The 18,971-nt window shown below is 65.7% G+C and carries 22 protein-coding genes; 4 read left to right on the top strand and 18 right to left on the bottom strand.

All coding sequences use genetic code 11. The features are described from left to right. Positions 1-135 precede the first annotated feature (135 nt). The 15 genes from QM618_RS03350 to QM618_RS03280 all read right to left on the bottom strand — a co-directional run bounded on the left by QM618_RS03350 (position 136) and on the right by QM618_RS03280 (position 11,567). A complete protein-coding gene (locus tag QM618_RS03350) occupies positions 136-900 on the bottom strand; it encodes a Fic/DOC family protein (RefSeq protein WP_428094929.1) in 765 nt (254 codons plus the stop codon). Positions 901-903: 3 nt separating this feature from the next. Next, positions 904-1,599 carry a hypothetical protein gene (locus QM618_RS03345; protein ID WP_428094927.1) on the bottom strand — a complete coding sequence of 232 codons (696 nt, stop codon included), beginning with the start codon at positions 1,597-1,599 and terminating at the stop codon, positions 904-906. Between the two features lie 143 nt (positions 1,600-1,742). Beyond that, complete coding sequence (locus QM618_RS03340; protein WP_428094925.1) at positions 1,743-2,312, bottom strand: hypothetical protein; 570 nt, start codon at positions 2,310-2,312, stop codon at positions 1,743-1,745. Beyond that, positions 2,309-2,518 carry a hypothetical protein gene (locus QM618_RS03335; protein WP_428094923.1) on the bottom strand — a complete coding sequence of 70 codons (210 nt, stop codon included), beginning with the start codon at positions 2,516-2,518 and terminating at the stop codon, positions 2,309-2,311. Before QM618_RS03335 ends, QM618_RS03340 begins: the two co-directional genes overlap by 4 nt. 245 nt (positions 2,519-2,763) lie before the next feature. Beyond that, the gene (locus QM618_RS03330) at positions 2,764-3,978 is read right to left on the bottom strand and encodes a glycosyltransferase (RefSeq protein ID WP_428094921.1); all 1,215 of its coding nucleotides are present in this window, start codon (positions 3,976-3,978) and stop codon (positions 2,764-2,766) included. After that, a complete protein-coding gene (locus QM618_RS03325; RefSeq protein WP_428094918.1) occupies positions 3,975-5,402 on the bottom strand; it encodes an Ig-like domain-containing protein in 1,428 nt (475 codons plus the stop codon). The genes QM618_RS03330 and QM618_RS03325 overlap by 4 nt, the downstream gene beginning before the upstream one ends. 286 nt (positions 5,403-5,688) lie before the next feature. Further along, on the bottom strand, positions 5,689-6,117 hold the full coding sequence (locus QM618_RS03320) for a hypothetical protein (protein WP_428094916.1): 429 nt from the start codon (positions 6,115-6,117) through the stop codon (positions 5,689-5,691). Next, positions 6,114-6,482 carry a hypothetical protein gene (locus QM618_RS03315; RefSeq protein ID WP_428094914.1) on the bottom strand — a complete coding sequence of 123 codons (369 nt, stop codon included), beginning with the start codon at positions 6,480-6,482 and terminating at the stop codon, positions 6,114-6,116. Before QM618_RS03315 ends, QM618_RS03320 begins: the two co-directional genes overlap by 4 nt. Then, positions 6,479-7,027, bottom strand: coding sequence for a hypothetical protein (locus tag QM618_RS03310; protein ID WP_428094912.1), 549 nt, complete (start codon positions 7,025-7,027; stop codon positions 6,479-6,481). The genes QM618_RS03315 and QM618_RS03310 overlap by 4 nt, the downstream gene beginning before the upstream one ends. Beyond that, on the bottom strand, positions 7,024-7,896 hold the full coding sequence (locus tag QM618_RS03305) for a ParA family protein (protein ID WP_428094910.1): 873 nt from the start codon (positions 7,894-7,896) through the stop codon (positions 7,024-7,026). The genes QM618_RS03310 and QM618_RS03305 overlap by 4 nt, the downstream gene beginning before the upstream one ends. A 122-nt stretch (positions 7,897-8,018) precedes the next feature. After that, on the bottom strand, positions 8,019-8,213 hold the full coding sequence (locus tag QM618_RS03300; RefSeq protein ID WP_428094908.1) for a hypothetical protein: 195 nt from the start codon (positions 8,211-8,213) through the stop codon (positions 8,019-8,021). Beyond that, positions 8,210-10,135: a hypothetical protein gene (locus QM618_RS03295; RefSeq protein WP_428094906.1), complete on the bottom strand. Its 1,926-nt coding sequence runs from the start codon at positions 10,133-10,135 to the stop codon at positions 8,210-8,212. Before QM618_RS03295 ends, QM618_RS03300 begins: the two co-directional genes overlap by 4 nt. Positions 10,136-10,302: 167 nt before the next feature. After that, complete coding sequence (locus QM618_RS03290) at positions 10,303-10,533, bottom strand: hypothetical protein (protein WP_428094904.1); 231 nt, start codon at positions 10,531-10,533, stop codon at positions 10,303-10,305. A gap of 64 nt (positions 10,534-10,597) precedes the next feature. Further along, the gene (locus tag QM618_RS03285) at positions 10,598-11,194 is read right to left on the bottom strand and encodes a GmrSD restriction endonuclease domain-containing protein (RefSeq protein WP_428094902.1); all 597 of its coding nucleotides are present in this window, start codon (positions 11,192-11,194) and stop codon (positions 10,598-10,600) included. A gap of 97 nt (positions 11,195-11,291) precedes the next feature. After that, positions 11,292-11,567 (bottom strand): helix-turn-helix domain-containing protein, encoded by a 276-nt coding sequence (locus tag QM618_RS03280; protein ID WP_428094900.1) that lies wholly within the window; start codon positions 11,565-11,567, stop codon positions 11,292-11,294. Positions 11,568-11,867: 300 nt separating this feature from the next. On the opposite strand from QM618_RS03280, the gene QM618_RS03275 reads away from it, so the two are divergent. Both QM618_RS03275 and QM618_RS03270 read left to right on the top strand, forming a co-directional pair. After that, the gene (locus tag QM618_RS03275; protein ID WP_428094898.1) at positions 11,868-14,915 is read left to right on the top strand and encodes a hypothetical protein; all 3,048 of its coding nucleotides are present in this window, start codon (positions 11,868-11,870) and stop codon (positions 14,913-14,915) included. Positions 14,916-15,114: 199 nt separating this feature from the next. Next, a complete protein-coding gene (locus QM618_RS03270) occupies positions 15,115-15,822 on the top strand; it encodes a CAP domain-containing protein (protein WP_428094896.1) in 708 nt (235 codons plus the stop codon). A 255-nt stretch (positions 15,823-16,077) separates the two neighbouring features. On the opposite strand, the gene QM618_RS03265 is transcribed toward QM618_RS03270, so the two are convergent. From QM618_RS03265 to QM618_RS03255, 3 genes are read right to left on the bottom strand one after another with little or no spacing between them, the layout of a single operon-like run. Continuing rightward, positions 16,078-16,290: a helix-turn-helix domain-containing protein gene (locus QM618_RS03265; protein ID WP_428094894.1), complete on the bottom strand. Its 213-nt coding sequence runs from the start codon at positions 16,288-16,290 to the stop codon at positions 16,078-16,080. 8 nt (positions 16,291-16,298) lie between these two features. Continuing rightward, positions 16,299-17,123, bottom strand: coding sequence for a hypothetical protein (locus QM618_RS03260; protein WP_428094892.1), 825 nt, complete (start codon positions 17,121-17,123; stop codon positions 16,299-16,301). A 2-nt stretch (positions 17,124-17,125) separates the two neighbouring features. After that, positions 17,126-17,386 carry a helix-turn-helix domain-containing protein gene (locus QM618_RS03255; protein WP_428094890.1) on the bottom strand — a complete coding sequence of 87 codons (261 nt, stop codon included), beginning with the start codon at positions 17,384-17,386 and terminating at the stop codon, positions 17,126-17,128. A gap of 113 nt (positions 17,387-17,499) precedes the next feature. Here QM618_RS03255 and QM618_RS03250 point away from each other — a divergent pair, with 113 nt between their 5' ends. Together QM618_RS03250 and QM618_RS03245 are read left to right on the top strand one after the other, a co-directional pair. Then, on the top strand, positions 17,500-18,615 hold the full coding sequence (locus tag QM618_RS03250; protein WP_428094888.1) for a hypothetical protein: 1,116 nt from the start codon (positions 17,500-17,502) through the stop codon (positions 18,613-18,615). A gap of 49 nt (positions 18,616-18,664) precedes the next feature. Next, positions 18,665-18,967 (top strand): hypothetical protein, encoded by a 303-nt coding sequence (locus tag QM618_RS03245; protein ID WP_428094886.1) that lies wholly within the window; start codon positions 18,665-18,667, stop codon positions 18,965-18,967. The last annotated feature ends 4 nt before the right edge of the window (positions 18,968-18,971 follow it).

Here is an 18,971-nt window from a genome sequence, read left to right as displayed (position 1 = left end):
TGTCGGTGCTGACCACCGTGGACGACGGGACCCCGGGTGACCACTCCCCCACCGCCGACACAGCGAGACCGCAGGCGCAGTTGCGCGCGGCTCGCCCACGTCGCCCGTGGAGGACCTGGTGAATTGGTGGTCGAGTTAGTTGATGCTCGGGCCGTAGTAGCCGGCAGCGCGCCGCAGCGTTGGCGCAATCTGTGGCGCCGCTTCCACTCGTAGCCTCGCTACGCGTTCGGCCAGCAGCGGTGGCGCCGGCCTTTCGAGCTGTGACGGCAGCGGGGCGATCCGCGATCGCCAAATTGCCTCGAGGGCGCTGGGCTGGTTGTCGTCGGCGAGGATCACCGCCCGGATGTAGGACTTCTTGTCTGGCAAGGGACCGCGAATGTCGTAGCCGGCATGGTCAGCGACGGCCTCCACGAACAGCCGGGTGACGCGGCCGTTGCCCTCGCGGAACGGGTGCGCCATGTTGACGTGGGAGTGGACGTCGGCCAGTTTGCTCGCCATCTGGTCGGCGTCGAGGTGGTGCCAGTCCGTGGCATCGATCATGTCCGTGAGGAAGTTCAGGGCTTGCGGCATGTTCTGGTGGTGAACGAAGTGCCCGACTTCCTTCACGTTGGGATCGGCCCACATGTCGCGTGGCTTCTCGTTGACTATGTTGACCGTGCGGAACTCGCCCGCCCACTCGTAGACGTCTTGCAGGAGGTAGCGGTGCAGCGCCTGGAGGTGCTCACCGTCGAGGGTGGCGGGGATCTTCGCGATGCCGAGCTCGATCTGCTGTTGGCGCAGCAGGCTCTTCGCGTACTCGTAGTCGTAAAGCTGATCGGAGTCGGTAAGGCCGGGCAGGTTCTTGAGCACTCCCGTGCCAGGGATGAAGTAGTCGTCCCATTCGTAAACCCGCCCGGCCACCGCTCACTCCCCTGCTGCTCGAGCGGCGGCCGCGCGGCGCGCCAAGTCGCTCATGCCGAGCCGCTCGAGGTACTCCGCCTCGGAGATCTCGCCGAGGGTGTAGTCCACGAGGGCAGCAGTGTGCTCTCGGGTTGGCTCCATGTCCTCGATCGCGTGCGACGTGAGGGTGTACTCGAGGCCACGGCGCAGGTCCGCCGGCAGCTTGTCCAGCAGGTCGGCGTCTCGCTCGAGGAAGTGCTGCTCGGTCATGGTGGTGCCTCCTTCTTGGAGTGTAGGGATGAGCTCTGACGGGACGGAAGACGATGTGAGGTCCTCGACGCGGATCGTGCTGCCGATCGCAGCGGCGACAACCAGTCCGCCAAGGAACGCCCACCGGTAGGTGAGCAAGGCGTCCAGCAGATCACCTCGAGCGGTGGCGATCGCCACAGCGGCTACCAAGGCCAGTGCGATCCCCGCCGGCACAGCTGCAGCACGAGGTCGCGCGTGCCGCACGAGCACCACGGCGCGCGTCGCGGCCGAGATCCACGCCGCTTGGGCGACGAGCACCAACAGCGGCTCGTCGACGCTGGTTGACGCGTAGTTGCTGACGAGCATGCACCACGGTGCGATCGCGCCAGCGAAAGCCGTCCACACGGCTGCCTCGAGCAGCTGCTCAACGACGCTGGGGGAAGCGAGAGGTCTCGCGGGAATGACAGTCATGATGGTCCCTTCGGGTTCGAGCCTGAGGCTCTGGTCGGCGCTGTGCCGATGGGACCATTTTACCAGGTAGGTCTGACAATCTGCGGTTGAAGGGTGCCTCGTTGCGCCCAGTTCTGTGCCGGGCGCAACGAGGCAAGGTGGAACTACGAGTGGACTGTCTCGCAGGGCTTGCCGGCGATGCTGACCCAGGAGTTGCACAGAATGGTGCCGTTGAGGAAGTCCATCGGCATGTTCGCCTTGGTCGCCAGGTAGGTCGTATGTTCTGGACCACAGATCTCTGGGGTGGTGGCCAAGATGGTGGTGTTACGCCAGAACGTCGCGAAGGTGCAAACGGGAGGAGACGAGGCGCCCGTCGACTGCCACTTCGTAATGTGGAGCCCGCTCCCGGTGACCATAATGCACACCTGCTTGTTGCAACCGGTCGCACTCTGAGGCTGCACCACAGGAGTGGGCTGCGCGATGACGCTTGCACCGCCCGCATTGTTCATGTTGGGTACGACGCCAAGTTTGGCGAGCTCGGCAACCGTGAGCTTGTCGAAGTCTTTGGGTAGGACGACGGCTTTGCCCGAAGGCAGGTAGATAGTGCTGCCGGACGTGAGGCTCGGCGCCGCGGCTGCGGACGGGTTCGGGGATGCCGCAGCGACGGTAAGGGCCGCGCCGAGTGCGACGACGGCCACTGTGGCGAGGACGCGTAGATGTCGAGTGGTGTTCATGGAGTCTCTTTTCGTGGTGACCCGTCCTGCGGGTCTCGCGAGATCATCGCGATGAGGTCTTCACCACCAAGCCCCGGCTTGATGCCGAGCGCGGCCAACTCTTCGATGGTGTATTCAGAGAACGGACGGTCGAGCGTCACGCTGGTGCCGTCGGGTAGATGCACGACGGAATCTTTGGCGTGGGCTGGCTTCCGATGGTTGCGCATACTGCCCCCTTCGAGGTTCGAGAGTTCGGCTCGGCCGGGCTGGGTGCCCGGGAGAGAACTCACCGCACATCAGGGCATCACCGCGTAGATCTCATGCACTGGGATTGCGCTGGCGGCGGCCGCGTCGGCGAGCGTCGTGGTGGTACCCCTCGATATTCAGATACGGCCCAAGGGTCGCGCTTCGAGAGTAGCCCTCGACCTGTGATTGCGCACGGGGAACGCCGAGACGTGTCCCGAGTTGCTAACTACGCCGGCTGCAGGAGAGCGCTCAGTCCTTCGCTGCGGGTCTGCCAGATGGCAGCAAGCGGGGCGTCGAGGTGCCTTGGGTTGACCAAGCGCATCGCCGCCGTGGCTGTGATGGCGTCACCCACCGTTAGCGCGGCGCCGGCTACCTCGAGGGCGAGAGCGGGATAGGCGTTGGGGTAGACCTCGAACGTGTCGTAGAGGCGGTGTGGGCGGTGCAGGAAGCGGTCGCCAACTACTGCTGCACGGACCTCTTGGCCATCGCGGCGCAACAGCCGCACAGCCTCGAAAGCGGCCTCGTAACGGCCAAGGCGACGCTTCGCGGCGGTGAGATAGGCGTCGGTGGCCGTGGCCGTGTCGCCTTGCTGCAGGTGGGTCCAAGCGGTCAGCGTCAACGCGACGTAGGCGAGCTCGTCGCTAACGGTTTGCTCAGCGACGATGGCGAGGTGCTCGCGCGCCTCGGCGAACCGGGCAGCGACAGTATCGCCGGGATTTTGCTGCGCGAGGGATGCGAGTGTGGCGCCGAGGTAGTAGCGGGTGCGGATCTCGTCTGGGCGCGCGTCGACGGCTCCCGTGACCGGGTCAATGCCCGACTCTGGCGCCGGACTGGCAGTTGACAGGGCGTCGTCGAGGTCTGCGCGTAGGAACGCTTCGTCGCGCTCGAGCCTGCCGGTGCGCGCTCCGCCGTCGCTGTGGTGGGTGATGGTGGCCAGGGAGCGGGGTTGCGCGGCGACCGTGTGGGATCCGCCGATGGTGGGCAGGCACAGCACCTCGTGGGTCCGGCCACGCCAACGGCCGACGCCGGTTCGCACTAGACGTGGCGTCCAGTAGCTCGGTTGTCCGATGGTGTGTACGAGCAAACCGGGGACGTTGGGTTCGGCTGCGGAGATCTCGTCGTAGAGGCACTGGGCGGCGACGACTTCCTGGTCGGCGTCCATGTACAGCACCCAGTCGGTCCTCTCCCCCGCCGGCAGCGAGTCGGCGAGCTCGAGCAATTCGTTGCGGTTGTGCCCGAAGTCTCGCCAGGTGCGCTCGACGAGAAGGCCGGGCCAGTCGTGCTCGGCCGCGAACGACTTGATGACGTCTTGGGTGCCGTCAGTCGACCCGGTGTCGATGATGAGCCACCGGTCGCACACGTCGACCACGGAGGCAAGTGCTCGTTCGATCACCTTGGCCTCGTCCTTGACGATGAGGCACGCGGTGAGGGTGGCTCTCATGCGAGAGCCTTTGCACGCCTGCGACGTCGCCAGGCAGGAACCCCAACGAGAGCCAGGCCGGCGCTCAGCAGGCCGGCAGCGGCCCACACAGAGCCTGCGACGCCCGTTGCACCGGTGCTGGACAAAGCCTCGGGCAGCGGATCGTCAACGACCACCGGAGGGTCGACGACGGGATCAGGTTCGCTGGGTGGCGCCACGGCGGCCGCGGCGACTGTGACGTCGAGGCGTGCGGTGCCCGTTTGGCCGAACGTGTCATGCACCGTGTAGGTGCAGGCGTCGACGCCGGCGAAGTTGGAGCCGGCCGTATAGGTCACCACTCCCCCGCTGCTGATGGTCGCGGTACCCGTAGGGCAGGTGACGCCCGTGGCGGTCACAGCGGTTCCGGGCAGGTAGGTGTCGTTGGCGAGGACGTCGATCTCGACACCGCTGGCGCCATGCGCGACGGATGCAGCATCGTCAGCTGGTGCCGGCGCCGACGGGGCGAGGGTGCGTAACGTTGCTGTGGCCGAGAACGTACGGGTTTCTCCCAGGTTCGCTCCCAGGGGCAGCCCCGGCAGCGCGTCGTCCCACTCGCCCTCGACGATCTCTGTGAGCTCGACGGTGTAGTCGATCGTCTCGGTCCCCACCCATCCCTCGTCGGGCAGGTAGGTGACTACCCCGTCCTGGTCGATGCTGAGCGTTCCGTGCGCGGCGCTGTCGGCGGCTATCGATCCGCGGATCATCGACGGGTCGATCGTGTCGTTGTCGAGAACGTTGAGGGTTCGCTCGGTCATGTAGTCGGTGGTGAGGGTGTCGTCGACGAGACCGGGGTCGATGAAGGTGGGACGGGTCACGTCGACGAACGCGCTGGCGGCTGAGCGATCGCCTTCGGCGTCTTCGACCACGTAGTTGAACCACACGCCGGCTTTGAAGTGGTCGGTGGGGATCGGGGGCAGCAGCAGCTGGATCTGACCGTCCTCGAGGCGGGCGTCGAGAGGCATGTATTCGGTGAAGTTGTAGTCGTCGGCTGGCACGTAGCTCAGGCCGCCTCCGATGTTGCCGAACCCCACCACGGTGAGAGGTCGGTCACCGCCGGCCATCTGCTCGACCGGGGAGGGCTGGTCGACGTCGTTGGCCAGGACGTCGATGGTGACCCACTGGTTGTCTGGGCTGGCGACGTAGTCGTAATTCGCGATCGGGTGGTCGACGCATGCCACGCCGGAGGTGACGCAGGCGTTGTAGATGCTGATGTCGCCGACGGGTTCCTGCGCCATCGCGGCAGCCGGGACGAGGACGACGCTGGCGGCGGCGAGACCGAATGCGGTCAGTCCCGCTCGAGCTTTCGGGCCGCTGAGGTGTCTGCGGATTAGGGGGGTGTGGGTTGGTGCGGTCATGCGGGTGAATCCTGGGCAAGCGCGCTGCGCCTGCTCCCTCAGCTTGCTCATGTAGTTGTCCTCTAGTCCTTGCGGGCTCCCCCGCTAGTGAGACACCCCCGGGAGGCATCTATGACGCGGCTTACTGTATGCGTGACGTATACAGGATTGCCAGCCAATGTGACACATCACACCCACTCCCCTGGCGGCCGCCCGATAGGGGACCGAAGGGCGGGTCGACCAGGCGTGTCACACCCGCAGGGTGGGCACCCCGGCGTGCCGGGGTTGACGCGCCGCCAGGCGGCCCGTGACGCTGGACCCCCGGGCTGCTGGCAGGGTCCGGCAGCGCAGCTGCCGTCTACTCCCCCGCTGCCTTTGCGTACTCCACGCGGGCTCCAGTGGCCTTGGACACGCGGAGCATGAGCGCCCAGTGGTACTGCACGGGCAACTGGCCGAATGTCTCGGGAACCGCGTCGTATAGCGCGTTGGTGCTTCGGTAGGTGACGAGTGGTGGGGCGTCGGCGCCGGCGGCGCGTCGCGCTTCAATGAGCCGCTGAGCGTTCGCCTCGAACAATGCGTGAGCCTCGGCCACGATGGTCCACACCGGGACGGGCACAGCGTGGAGTCCTTCGCGCCATCGCGAGACGGTGCGCTCGGCGTCCTTCTGAGGGCCGGGCACTCCGATCAGTCGTGCGGCTTGTTGATTGTGCAGGCCCATGTCAAACAGCATGAGGTGGAACGTCGCCGCGTCGGCGATGTCCCGCTTGGGCATGTCGACGTACTTCACGAGTCGCTCGTCTTGTAGCCCTGTTCGGCTATCGCCGACTGCGCCTGGTCGAGCAACTGCCCGATCTGGCTTGCGAGATCCGCGGCACGGTTGATGAAGTCCGCGGCCGCCACAGCGTTCGCCTGGGGGTCCCCCGCGGCGTCGGTGACGTCGTAGGCGTCGAGGGAGCGCACAAGCCCGGTCGCGATGTGAGTCAGTAGCTCCTTCGCGGTGTAGCCGACAGAGTTCTTCAAGTCGGCCACCAGTTCGTACACGATGGGCGCCGGCAGGACTGGCGCCGCACCGTGGGCGAGCTCCCGGGCGACCTCGCGGGTCAGCTCGTAGTGCTCGTTCGCTCGAGCTAGCAGCTCGGTCTTGGTGGTCATGCTGTCTCCTGAGCTGCGTGATGGTTGATGTACGTCATGAGCGCATCGCCGGCGAACTTCCGCAGCGACTTGTAGCCGGCCGCAGCGCGCTGGTCGTTGATGTACTCGTACTGCGCGGGTGTGACACGGACCTGGTAGTCGTGAATGTGACTCACTGCCCGCGGCGTGCTCAGTGGAAGCGCCTGGTCGACGTCGGCCCGCGGCGTGCCGGTCGGTTCGTCGCCCCCTGCGAAGTGGTGAATGGCCAGAACAACGAGGTCACCGACGGTTCGCCGTTCGGAGGCCGCGAGGATGGGTGCGGCGTCGCGTGTGGGCTGGTCGATGCCGATGAAGACGTAGCGCGTGGTCGGTGCAGGCCGAGAGCGCTGCTTGTCGACAACTGGTGCTGTTGTTCGCGGCTTCTGTGCGGCCGGCTTCGAGGGCTTGCGCTTCTCGGCGGGCCGGGTTGCTGCCGGCGTGAGCGGTATCGCGTCGGTGAATGGGAGGTCTGCGTCGGCGTCCCAATTGATGGCGTTGAATCGCGGGGTCACGGGCTCGGTCATCATGCGACCTTCGTGGGCAGTGTCATGGTTCGCCCGACTTCGTCGGCCAACGCCTGGAAGTCGGCAGCCAGGCCAGGCGCGTTGCTGGGAAGGGATTCTGCAGTACGGCCTTCGCGCAGCGCCACGAACCGCTCCCGGGTGGCTTCGGCTGCGTCGTCGACGATCTCCGTGGCCAGTCGGCCGTTGGTGCGGGCGTAGACGGCGGCGCCGTTCGCTTCGCGGATCCGAGTCGTCAGCACCGGCGCTCCCCCGGCTAGTGTCGCCTCGAGCTGTTCACGAATACGGCGCTCGATCCGGCGGGACCCGGCGCCGATGCCGAAGAGGACGACGCCGGCGAACTGAACGTCAGGGTTCATGCGGCGAACCGACATGTACCGCTGGGCCAACTGGATCGTGCCGAGCAAGGATGCGTCGTCCGCTCGAGCTGGTGCGACCACGTGGCTGCCGATGACCATTGCCGCTTGGCCGGCTTGCACGTCCCCTGGTGGGGTGTCGATCACGACGACGTCGTACTCCCCTGCCTGCTCGATCGCGTCGACGAGCTGGCTTGCCATCGCCTCGATGACATTGGGCTCGCCCATGAGTGAGGCCGCGAAGCGGGCCAACGCCGGGCCGGAGGGAATCACGTCGAGGTTGGGGCGCACGGCGCGAAGGACAGGCGGCGGTCCGCCTGACGCGAGGGCCTGGAACAAGGCCTTGCCATCTTGGGGTTCGTAACCAAGGTCGAGAGCGCAATTGCCTTGAGGATCGAAGTCAAACAGCAGGACGCGCAAGCCCTGCGCCGCCCAAATGCCGGCCAAGTTCGTGGCGATCGTGGTCTTGCCCACGCCCCCCTTTGCTTGTGCCACTACAACGCAGTTCCGAAGTGCCATAGCCGATCCTTTCGCGAATCCTTACCCGTGAGGTAGGGCTGTAACCATGTGCGTAACCTTACACGGACGCCTTACAGCAGCACCATACAACACACTAGTGACACGTAAGGACGCGCGTAAGGTTACCCGTAAGGATACGCCGGGTAGGGCACATAGCGGCGACCGCGGGGATCGACGTCGAGACCAATCGTGGCCACGAGCGCCTCTACACGGCCCGTGAGGCCCTCAAGACGCCCTCGACCGCACCGGAAGGTCACTCGGGCCGTCTCAGGCCCGGAGAAGCCGATTTTCTGAGCCAACGCCGTCCCACGAGTCATGCGCTGCGGCACTCCTCGACACGTGCGATCGCCAGACGCCAAGACGGCCGGCCCGTCGCGTCGCGGGGGTATGGCGCCAGCTGCAGCGCCGTCGTGCTCGGTGTCGACGCCACTCGAGGTCTCTGCGCGCGTACAAGCCAGTTCTCGGTAAGTTGCGCGCGTTCCGCGAGCCAGTAGCTCCAGGTGAGTTGCTCGAGTCTGTACCGGTGCCGGCGTGCATCGAGGGTGCCGGCGACGCCATGCAGCGCCGCCGCTCGGTCTAGGGCATGCACTCCGCGAACCTCCCAACGCTTCTCACGCCGGCGGACCACGCCGGCGGCCTGCAAAGCCTCCAGGGCGGCAAGGGCGTCAGTAGGGCTCATCCCCGCGCATTCCAATGCCGATGAGGTGGGGGAGACGGCCATGTGTGCGTAAAGCCGACCTGCTTGAGCTCCAAGGCCGTGGGCAGTGAACAGATCGTGGGTGGCCGCAGACCGCTTGGAATCCAGGGAAGCAAGCAGCGCGGCGCGGTTGGCCCGGATGTGCTCACTCGAAAGGGGGGCTTTGCCCCCTCGTGACCACGCATCGAACGCTCTGCTGTGGAAAACGCCTCGCGGGTCGATCGACCAGGTGGAGGCCTGCGCGTCATGGGCGCTCTCGACGAGGGCTATCCATCCGTCGGTGGCGAGCCGGTGGAGCGCCTGGCGCACGCTTTCGCGCCCCACAGTGAGCTGGAGGGCGAGGGTGCGGACGGAGGACGAGATCTCGGCGCTGAGGCCGTCCAGGGCACGGCGGTGGAGCTCGTCGAGCACCAGGCGGTCGGTGACGCGCTTGGAGTCCCGGCGTGCGTTCGGATCGAGGGGGTTAATCGACCAGCGTCCGGGGCTTGCGTCGGCGTGTGCGATCGCGGACGCGACGATCGTCGTCGTGATGGCCACGCGCTCGTCGAGGTCGCTGGTGTCGCTGCGCGCCTTCTCGAGAGTGGTCGACGCTGCGTAGGACACGGCGCGGTCCCAGTGCCGAGCCAGGACCGTGCGGGCCTCGTCTGTGCTGCGTGGTCGGCGGCCGCCGGCAACACGTTGGGTGCGCGCGTGTTCGAGCCCGGGCGCGGTGGGCAGAAGGGCGAGAACGTCGTCGTAACGCCAGCGGGCGCGGGCGGCGCCGAGAAGGACCTGCCACAGGGCATGTGAGGCGTCCGTTGAGGGCGTGTGAGGTGTGCTCAGAGCGCCTTGTGCGGTGGCTCCGAGTTTGACGCGGCCGCCGGTGAGGTAGCGGCGGCCGTCGTCGTCCAGGGGAGTGATGGCGGTGGAGTGTTCTGCCGGTACGTCGGCGGCGCCACCCGGTGCGAGCTCCTGCAGAGCGCGCAGGAGCTCATAGATCGAAGCGAGCTCGGCGGACGGCTGCTGGAGGTCCGCGAGGTCGCCCAGTAGCACCGTGGACACGGATCCGTTGCGGTGCGGGCTGCCTGGAGGCCTTAGGGCGCCAGTGCGGGGGTTCGACAGCGGGGCTTTGTCGAGCGTGGGGTAGACGCGCTTGGCGAGATCCGCGATCTCCTTGACTGTCGCTGCCGGCAGGGGAGCAGAGGGTCGCAGCCACACGTGCCGGCCGCCGCTCGAGGATGATTCGCACAGCACAAAGGGCAGGTGGCCGGTCCGCTCGAGGAGCGCCACGAACGCCCATGCGTCGGCGGCGGCCGCCGCGGCGTCTCCGCGCGCGTCGAAGTCGAATCCGAGCAGCGCGTACTCGAGGTCAGCGTTTGCCAGGAAGACTGTCCAGGGCACGTCCGGCGCCGGCGAGGCCAGCCGGCGGGCGCGCGGGTACGCGTTGTCGGGCGCGACTGCGCCCGACTCGTCACGCTCCGCGATGCGTACGCTGGGCCGCGGTGAGAGCAACCGTGTGTACATCCAGGCGCCGTCGAACGACGCACTCGACAAACCGGACACGCCGGTATCAGGGTGCACTTGACCGAGACCCCTGAGGGGCTCTACCATTTTGTTAACAGTTTTGGAACCCCGCTCAGGATTGCAGTCCTTATGAGCGGGGTTCTTGCTTTCTCCGACTGGTTCAGCGTCGGCCTGTGCAAGCCCGCGTGGCTTAGGTAGTTCTCAAATCAGCTGGCCTTTAGCCTCAGTTCCTCTTGAAACTCGAGAGCCGAACGAGGCTGGGCGACAGGGGGAAGGCCGTACTTCTCTGCGAAGGCGTTGAGGATCACCTCGCCGAGGTCCAGACCCTCTTCTTCCGCAACCGCGGTGAGCACCGCGTCGTACTCAGCAGGGAAGCGGGCCGCACGAAAAATGCGTGCGCCCTTGGACTTGCGCCCCCCGTTGGTGCTGTGCCTCATGGGCTCAACGTAGAACCTGAAACAGTTTCATCGCGGGAAGGCGCGCGGCGTGTCGCTGTAATTTTCACGTATGCAGGACTGATGCCAGGTATGAGCGGTCGGTTTCGTGGATCTCGAGCTGGTACTTGCTCTTGACCGCGATGACGCGCTGCACGAATGCCCGCTCGAGGTGAGTGGGGGAGGGGTGCCACCTGGCTGCGTTCTTGGCGCCCTTGTCCTTGTTGACTGAGTAGACGGTTGCGACGAGGTTTGCGGGGTCGTTGGCGAACAGCCGGCGCTCTGCCGGGGTCCATGACCATGCGCCGGTTGCCCAGGCTTCCCAGAGTGAGATCACGTGATCGACTACCACAGGGTCTTCTTCGTCACGGCCGCGCTGGTACTCAAGGGTTGCGCCGGTGTAAGCGTCGGTGAGAGTGCCGCTATAGACGTTCAGGTCCTCGAGGAGCTGCACGTCCGCGAGGTGCTCAGCGAGGACGTCGTCTCGGGTGCCGCGCCCGTTCTCGTCGACGTCGGCCCACTCGTCACCGAAGAAGACGCGTTGATACGGGTAGGGCTGGACGTAGTAGGGGTGGGCGTGGGTTGGCAGTTGCGAGAGCTGTTCGAGGACCTCGCCGGCTGCGCCGCGGCGTCGTAGAGCGCGCGTGCGCAGCCAGCTGGTCACTTGATGAGCCAGAGCATCGCCTTGATGATGCGGAAGATAACCATGGCCGACTCCTTTCGCTAGGTGTGGAGCATCCTTGCGGACGCCTCTGACACCCCTAGCGGCCCTGGACCCAGTCGCGTAGTTCGTTGACCGCTGCGTCGACTCTGTCGGCCCTGAGGACGAAGCGTGTGGCCGTTCCAGCCTGCCTCTCGCCCTTCGGCGGCGTTCCTGTGACAAATCCGACAGCCTCAAGTTCGGTAAGAACTCGGAGAGCCCACGCACGCGTGGCGTCGAGCCTGTCAGCTAGGTCATTTGCGGTCAAACCGGACGCGCCTGCCTGTGCTACCAGGCGAAGTACGTCAGGACGCGCTCTTTGGGTGAGCGCGTTCATGCGCTCACTCGTGCGTTTGGGCTTGCGAAGCCCACTAACGTTCCTGACCACAAGACGACTTTAGCCATCTTGTCCCCTTTCCTTCGGACTGTATATTACACGTATACAGGAAGTTACGTCATACCTGGGTGTGTCCGAACACCCTCCTAGGGTGGCGGCGCAATGTGGGCCCACTACGAAAGGTTGAGGATGTCCAAGCTGAGGGGGGCGGCGACCGCGCCGACCCGAGACGAACGCCGCGTACCGCGGCTCAAGCGCGCTACGGCGCGCGTCCTACTGGTTTTGCTCGTCGGATCCAGCGTGACGGTGGCGGCAACTGAGGCCGCTTACGCCGGCAGCAAGGGCGCCGGCATCAACGCCTCACTGACCGTGGGCACCACCTGGTACGGCAACTACATGGTCGGCGGTTCTCGCGTGTACTGCGCAGCGCAGACCGGGGCCGATGCACCCGATGAGTTCTCCGACAGTGTCTTTGGCTCCACCGTGTGGCTCAACGGCTCTACCGGTGGCTCGTGGACGTCCACGTGGGATCTCGGCACGCCGAACACTTTGTGGACCGGATCGGGCATTGTGGCGGCGAAGCAGTCGGGCACGAATCTTGACCAGTCGAACACCTCGAGCCGGGTGCAGGACGGGCGCACGCTCACCGGACGCAACCTCAACCGCATCGGTTACGTTCTCGCGCGTTACGGCAACACCACGTCGAACACCACGGCGTCGCGGGTGGCCATGCTCATTAAGGAGAAGTTCGACGTCCTGCACTCGACCGTGTGGGAGAACTACCTCAACACCAACTCCGGTGCCGAAGCTGCCAACCGCGCGGCGATCGACACGATGTGGGACAACGCGATCGACTTCGCTGGGCCGTACGACACGGCACCTGGGCTAACGGTCACGGTAAATGGCGCGGGCGATGGCGGCACCGTGACGGGCATCGGCCTCTATTCAGACACCAACAACCTAGTGCCGGGAGTGAGCTGGACGGCCCAGATTCTGAGCACCAATGCCGTGTGGAACTCCACCGGAACCCGGACCCGCACCGGCACGTCCACAACGGCGCTGCAGAGTGCCGGATTCACGGCTACGGGATCTGGCAACGTGCGGGTGCAGATCACCTACACCGGTGTCCCCGACTGGCGAGTCGGAGTACGCCGCAACTCCCAGGCCGCCGGCCAGGACATCTTCCTCGGTAGGACTTTGTCGCTGAGCGCAATCGAGCAGTCGGATCAGCCTGTCCAGGACTTTTTCACGATCTCTGTTGAAACTCAGACGTCCGCTGCAATCGCGACTCCTGGCGAGGAACTCACGGATGACATGACCGTCAGTCTCATCGCCAACGCTTGGACTCCTGCGAACCACCCGATCGTGATTACCTCGACGCTGTACGGGCCGTTCGCCACGCAGCCAACTGAGCAGGACTCAGTGCCTCCTGGTGCACCTGTCGTGGGCTCGGTGACGACGACGGTCACCGAGCCTGGTACTTACACGACTCCTGGGCTAACGGTGACTGCGCCCGGCTATTACGTTTGGCATGAGACGTCGCCCGCTGACGAGTTCGTGGGCGCCTGGTCAGGTCGCTTCGCGGTTGCCTCGGAGACCTCGTTGGTGGCCTGGACGCCGGCCGTCTCGACCACGATCAGCTCTGGGGTGTTCCGGCCCGGTGACGCAGTGTCGGACTCTGTGAACCTCACTGGCGCGCAGCCGGGTTCGACGGTGACGGTGAACGGCACCCTGTTCTACGCCCCGGGTGCTGAGGCCCCGATCGAGGCTGCCGAGATCCCGGCCGACGCCGTAGTCGCCGGTACGTCATCGACAACTATCACGGCAGATGGTTCCGGCAACGGCACGGGAACGTTGCCTGCGGTCACCATCCCGAGTGACGCGCTTCCGGGCTACTACACCTGGGTTGTGTCGACCGTGGCGTCTGACGCAAACCTCGCCTACACGTCGAACTTCGCAGTGGCGGAAGAGACGGGCCTGTTCCCGTGGCAGCCACAGATCGCCACGACGATCAGCTCGAGCACCCTCGAGGTGGGGACCGACGTCTCTGACAATGTCTCAGTCGTCGGTGGTCGGCCGGGGGAGACCATCACCGTGACGGGCACCCTTTACCGGGACGCGGGCGCCTCGGCGCCCTCACAGTCCGCAGCGGTGCCGGGGGACGCTACTGCGGTTGGGACCACGACGGTCGATGTGACGTTTGACGGTGACGGCAACGCGTCCGCGGTGCTGCCTGCTGTCGACCACGGGGACGTGCCGGGCTACTACACGTGGGTAGTGTCCACGCCGGCGACGGCCACGATGGACGCTTACACCTCCGACTACGGGATCCCAGCCGAGACAGGGATGCTCGCTTGGCGACCGGAGATCTCGACGACGATCAGCTCGTCGACGTTCTCGACGGGCACGCCTGTCAGTGACTCTGTGAACATCACCGGCGGTCGGCCGGGGGAGACCGTCACAGTGACGGGCACGCTGTACCGAGACGCAGGCACTTCGGCGCCCACGCAGTCCGGCACGGTGCCGGTTGACGCAACCGAGGTTGGGACCACCACGGTGGATGTGACGCTCGACAGCGCTGGCAGTGGCAGCGCCGACTTGCCAGGCGTCGACCACGGGGACGTGCCCGGCTACTACACGTGGGTAGTGTCAACGCCGGCGTCAGCCACGATGGAGGCATACACCTCCGACTACGGGATCCCCGGTGAGTCGGGCATGTTTGGCTGGAACGGCTTCGCGATCACGCGTGCGGCCCACGTCGAGACGCTCGTGACTGGATTCGACCCAGACTCCGGCCTGCCAGCGGGAACAATGACACTGTCCGACGAGGTCATGGTCGACGGGTTACCGGCTGACTTTGGCGCGCAGCCCGGTGAGTCGACGCCCATCACCGTGGATCTGTACTTCGTGCACCACTCGGAGGTGTCGAGCCTGTCTCAATTGGACACGATGTGCACGGCTGACAACCTGATGGCGTCCACCACTGTCGACACGCTCAACGGCACGCATACGGCCGCCTCGAGCGACTTCGAGGTGCCCATCCAGATGACCGACGACAACGACGGTTACTACATGTTCGTGCACCACTACCCGGGGTCCACTCGGGTCGGTGCATTCCAGGGCACCTGTGCCGAGGGAGCAGAGACCTTGTACCTCACGCCATCTGCGATGGTGGAAGTACCGGTCAAGTTGTCTCACACGGGACCCGATGATTCTTGGCGAACGCTGGTCGCACTGTCCGGCCTGCTAATCGCCGGGGGCGTGGCCCTTGCTGGGTTCACGCGATATGGAGTGGGTCACAGCGGGGCACGCCATGTTCGTGGTCGTCGCACTACTGCGGCACACTAAGAGGAACTGCAGAAAGGGGACAGTTGTGAAGAAAGTAGTACTGCTGGCGTTGGGAGCCCTCACTCTCAGCGCGTGCAGCCCTGCGGCTGCACTCCCTGACCCTGCACCGTCCGGGTCGGCGCCGGAAAACGTCACGGCAACCCCCTCAGCTGTGACGGTCCCGGCCGTGCCATTGCAAACCGATCCTGCAATGCTGCCCGTGGGCCCACCAGCCGACCCGGACATCCTCGCCATCGTTGAGAGCGTGGTGGCCGAAATCAAGGCCGCAGAGGACGCCAAAGCGAACGACGACAAGGGGACTGACACCAAGGACGACGACTCAAAGGGCTCCCACTCGAGCGGAGGCTCCAAGAGCTCCGGTGCGAAGGACGGCAGCTCGTCCGGCGGCTCCAAGAGCTCCGGCGGCTCGAAGGGGTCCGGTGGCACGAAGGGCGGCGGGTCCTCGGGCGGTTCATCCGGTGGCTCGTCTGGCGGCTCGTCGGGTGGCTCGTCGGGTGGTGGCTCCAAGGACGACGACTTCAAGCCCTGGACCAAGACGAAGGTCTACGCCGCAGACACAGGCGCGTTCTGTTCAGGACTCAACAACGCGCGCAACGACAATGGACGACCGGACTTTGCCTCCTGTGGTCAGTCGTCGAGCCTCATGGCCCACGCGAAGGAAATGGCCCAGGCGGACTCGGTGTGGCACTCAGGTTCCGACAACATCGTGGGCGGCGGGAAGTCGATTCCCGCTCTCGTGTCGAAGTTCATGGCTTCGAGTGGTCACCGCGCCCAGATTCTCGGTTCTTTCGACACCGAGTACGCCACCGTTGGGTGCTACTGGCGCGAGGACTCGGGGCAAACGGATGCCGACTCCGATCCGTACGTCTTCAAGACCGTCTACTGCGCGGGAGCATTCACGCACTAGCCCGTTCCTCGGGCGGGGCCGGCGCATTGGCGTAATGCGCGGGGCTCGGTCGTGGCGGTGCAACCCGTAGGGCGTTGCCGGAGGAAGGTTGCTAGCAACCTCGCCGGACGGCCGCCGCGGAGTGAGCCGCGGTTGCGCTGGTAGAGCGCGCACCGATCATGGAGCGTGCCGGGCTTGACGAGGAAGGCCCCAGGTCTGATGACCTGGGGCCTTCGCCGTTCGCGGGCGCCCTACGCGGCCGCGGCGCTGTGCTCGCTAGCGAGCGGGACTGTAGCTGCGTTCGACGAACGCGATCGCGTCGGTCTTGAGGATCCGATACGCACGGCCCGGCTGCAGGGCTGGGAGCTCGCCTGAGCGGATCAGCTTCTTGATTGACTCGGGCGTGAAGCGCAGCAGGTCGGCGAGCTCGTCGACGGTGAGGACGTCCGCCTCGATTCGGGCGAATAGCTCGGTGACGGGGGTGGTCATCGGCGCTCCTAGAAGACGGGCACTTGCTTGGAGGTGGAAAGGCCACCGCCGGCGGAGACGGTGATCGTGTAGGTCCCTGAGTCGAGGCCGTCCATGCGGCCGGTGAAGGTGTCCCAGCCGTCGACGGTCTTGGTGTCGAGGGTGATGGTGCCGTTCGGTCCCGTCGCGGTGACAGTGACTTTCACCGAGCCGGTGGTGTGGACGTTTGCGCTGATGTCGATGTAGCCGGCGCCGGAGGTCCCGGTCCAGGTCATCCGGTCCGCGTACGCTGCGGCTGGTTCGGAGGTCTTCGTGGGCTTGGGCTTGGGCTTGGGCTTTGTCGTGGTGGTCGACCCGCCGCTCGAGGTGGAGCCACCGGTCTTCGAGCCTCCCGACGACGTCGTGCCCTTGGTGCCGCCGCTCGAGGTGCCCTTCGCGGGCTTCTCAGTGGTCGCCGTAGGGCTTGGGGTCGCCGAGGGCTGCACTGGCGGCGTGATCGCGGCCGCGCCCTCTGCCTCTGGGTAGGAGTGCATCCAGACGGTCACCTGTGGGCTTGGCGTGTTCGTGGGGCTGGCCTGGTCCTTCGCGTTCATGGCCATGTAGCTGAATCCAAGCGCCGCGAGGGTGCCGATCGAGAACATGGTGGTGACGGCGACGGTGGTGTGGCGACGCGGCGCCGGCGCCGACTTGGGCTTGGCGATCAGCTCCGGCACGGCGTCGGACATCATGCGGCGCGCCTGTGCGAGAGGGGAGTCGTCGTCGGGGTTCGTGGAGAGCCGAGACCGCAGCGCGTCGACCTGCGCGGCGTGGAGCTCAGCTTCCGCCCGCTGGCGCTCCTTCTCTGCTTTCCCCATGTCTAGTCCTCAGCTGCAGTAGGACGACGCTGTTCGCGGTACTGGGCGTCGTTGAACTTGCTGGCCAGGTCCTCGATCAGTTCTTCCTTGACGAGGCGCCACCGACCACCGAGCTGGAAGCCGCGGATCTCGCCGTCATTGATGTAGTTAATGATCGTCTGATTCGAGTAGCCGAGCACTTTTGCGACGTCCGCTGTGGTCAATATCTCACCGTGGTCAGCGAACAGCTGACGCAGGCGAGCGGTGCGGTCATCCTCAGTCATGGAAGCGATACTAGCAAGTTTTTGCGGAACTGGTCACAGTTTGCGATAACCGCGAGTTTTTGCGATATGCTCGCCTCACACGGGTCCACGGATGGAAGCGATGAGGCAGGGACATGACTGAGGGTGACGAGCTCTTTCCAGGCGCAAGCAAGGCTGACGGCTACAACGAGAGTGTGCCGCCCGCGCATCTGCGCGCGGTGCCGGAGCTGCCTGCAGAGCCGCTAGGGGAGCGAGTCACACCTGGAGCGGGACCTAGCGAGCCGACCGTGACCGCCACGCGCGGTCAGTCGAGCGAGAGCCTCAGCGCTTCCTTCCGTGCGGACCTCGAGGGCCTGCAGAACCCCAAGCCGGAGCCGCCGAAGAAGCGCCTCGTGGGCGGCAAGAAGGCGCAGCGCGCCTACGAGGCCGAAGTCGAGGCGTGGGAACGAGCAAACAGGATTGCTTCGATGCGCCGCCGGTTGGGCGGCGGCCGCACTGTGCTGGTGTCGAACCAGAAGGGTGGCGTAGCCAAGACGCCAACCGTGATCTGCCTGGCGAATGCTCTGGCCGAGGCGCGCCAGGACGGCTCGATCGCGGCGTGGGAGGCAGCGGAAGAGCGTGGAACGCTGCTCAACCGCGTATCGGGCGAGCCTGGCTACGGACTCGTGAGGTTGCTGCGCAACGCGCGCGAGCTCAGCCAGTCGCGATCTGTGACCGAGTTGCGCGGCTACGGCGCCCGGCTCGAGACCGGCGCCTACGTGTTCGGATCCCCCGAGGACCGCGACGTGTTCAGCGGACCCGACGTCGAGACCATCCACGGACTCATTCAGCCCGCATTCGATATGACCATCGTCGACTCGGCCAACATGGTGCGCTCCGAGGCATTCCGCACGGCGCTCGAGCTGGCTGACGCCGTGGTGATCCCCATGACGGTGAACGTCGACGCGGTAATGAAACTGTTCGACACGCTCAACCTGTTCACGGAGCCCGACCCGTTGCGCAAGGTGCCGTTCCGACGCGACCTGTACAAGCGCGTCACGGTGGTCATCAGCCACGACAGCGAGGACGAGCCCGAGGGCATCGTCGACAAGACCAAGGCCGCGCTCGAGGTGGCGAAGGTGCCGTTCGTCGAGATCCCATTCGACAAGCACATCCGCCAGGGACTCGCGATCGAGTGGTCGAAGTTGCAAGAGCCCACCCGCGAGGCATACCGCCGACTGGGGGCACGAGTAATGGAGTCCGTCGCCTAGACGACTCCTTGGGGTACCGCTACGGCGGTCAGCTGAGAAAGAGAGAACCATGAGCATCTTCAAGTTTGACGGAGACAACCCGTTCGACGGGATCCACCCTGACGCCGGCGTACTCGGCGGCGCCTTCAACACCAAGGCCGGCGTAATCCTCGCGGCGGTCTGGGGTGTGGCGTTCCTCATCGTGGCCGTCATGTGGATCATTGCGCTGGTGAAGTACGGCACTGCTAGCCGCGAGGGGCAGGCGCATGGCGTGGTTGAGGCCACCTCCGGGATCAAGCGGGTGATCGGAGCGACGATCGGCTTGGCGCTCGCCGGCGTGCTGTTCGGCGCCATCGTCAGGCTCGCATCCTGAGTTA

The sequence above is a fragment of the Demequina sp. genome, from assembly GCF_049841215.1.
Taxonomy (GTDB): Bacteria; Actinomycetota; Actinomycetes; order Actinomycetales; family Demequinaceae; genus Demequina.
This window is presented reverse-complemented; position numbering and strand designations above follow the sequence as displayed.

Coding starts and splice junctions, on each gene's coding strand:
- QM618_RS03290 (WP_428094904.1), bottom strand. CDS start 10,533: ATGAGGCACAGCACCAACGGGGGGCGCAAGTCCAAGGGCGCACGCATT.
- QM618_RS03335 (WP_428094923.1), bottom strand. CDS start 2,518: ATGCGCAACCATCGGAAGCCAGCCCACGCCAAAGATTCCGTCGTGCAT.
- QM618_RS03315 (WP_428094914.1), bottom strand. CDS start 6,482: ATGACCACCAAGACCGAGCTGCTAGCTCGAGCGAACGAGCACTACGAG.
- QM618_RS03255 (WP_428094890.1), bottom strand. CDS start 17,386: ATGACTGAGGATGACCGCACCGCTCGCCTGCGTCAGCTGTTCGCTGAC.
- QM618_RS03330 (WP_428094921.1), bottom strand. CDS start 3,978: ATGAGAGCCACCCTCACCGCGTGCCTCATCGTCAAGGACGAGGCCAAG.
- QM618_RS03265 (WP_428094894.1), bottom strand. CDS start 16,290: ATGACCACCCCCGTCACCGAGCTATTCGCCCGAATCGAGGCGGACGTC.
- QM618_RS03280 (WP_428094900.1), bottom strand. CDS start 11,567: ATGAACGCGCTCACCCAAAGAGCGCGTCCTGACGTACTTCGCCTGGTA.
- QM618_RS03260 (WP_428094892.1), bottom strand. CDS start 17,123: ATGGGGAAAGCAGAGAAGGAGCGCCAGCGGGCGGAAGCTGAGCTCCAC.
- QM618_RS03325 (WP_428094918.1), bottom strand. CDS start 5,402: ATGAGCAAGCTGAGGGAGCAGGCGCAGCGCGCTTGCCCAGGATTCACC.
- QM618_RS03245 (WP_428094886.1), top strand. CDS start 18,665: ATGAGCATCTTCAAGTTTGACGGAGACAACCCGTTCGACGGGATCCAC.
- QM618_RS03310 (WP_428094912.1), bottom strand. CDS start 7,027: ATGATGACCGAGCCCGTGACCCCGCGATTCAACGCCATCAATTGGGAC.
- QM618_RS03345 (WP_428094927.1), bottom strand. CDS start 1,599: ATGACTGTCATTCCCGCGAGACCTCTCGCTTCCCCCAGCGTCGTTGAG.
- QM618_RS03300 (WP_428094908.1), bottom strand. CDS start 8,213: ATGACTCGTGGGACGGCGTTGGCTCAGAAAATCGGCTTCTCCGGGCCT.
- QM618_RS03250 (WP_428094888.1), top strand. CDS start 17,500: ATGACTGAGGGTGACGAGCTCTTTCCAGGCGCAAGCAAGGCTGACGGC.
- QM618_RS03305 (WP_428094910.1), bottom strand. CDS start 7,896: ATGGCACTTCGGAACTGCGTTGTAGTGGCACAAGCAAAGGGGGGCGTG.
- QM618_RS03340 (WP_428094925.1), bottom strand. CDS start 2,312: ATGAACACCACTCGACATCTACGCGTCCTCGCCACAGTGGCCGTCGTC.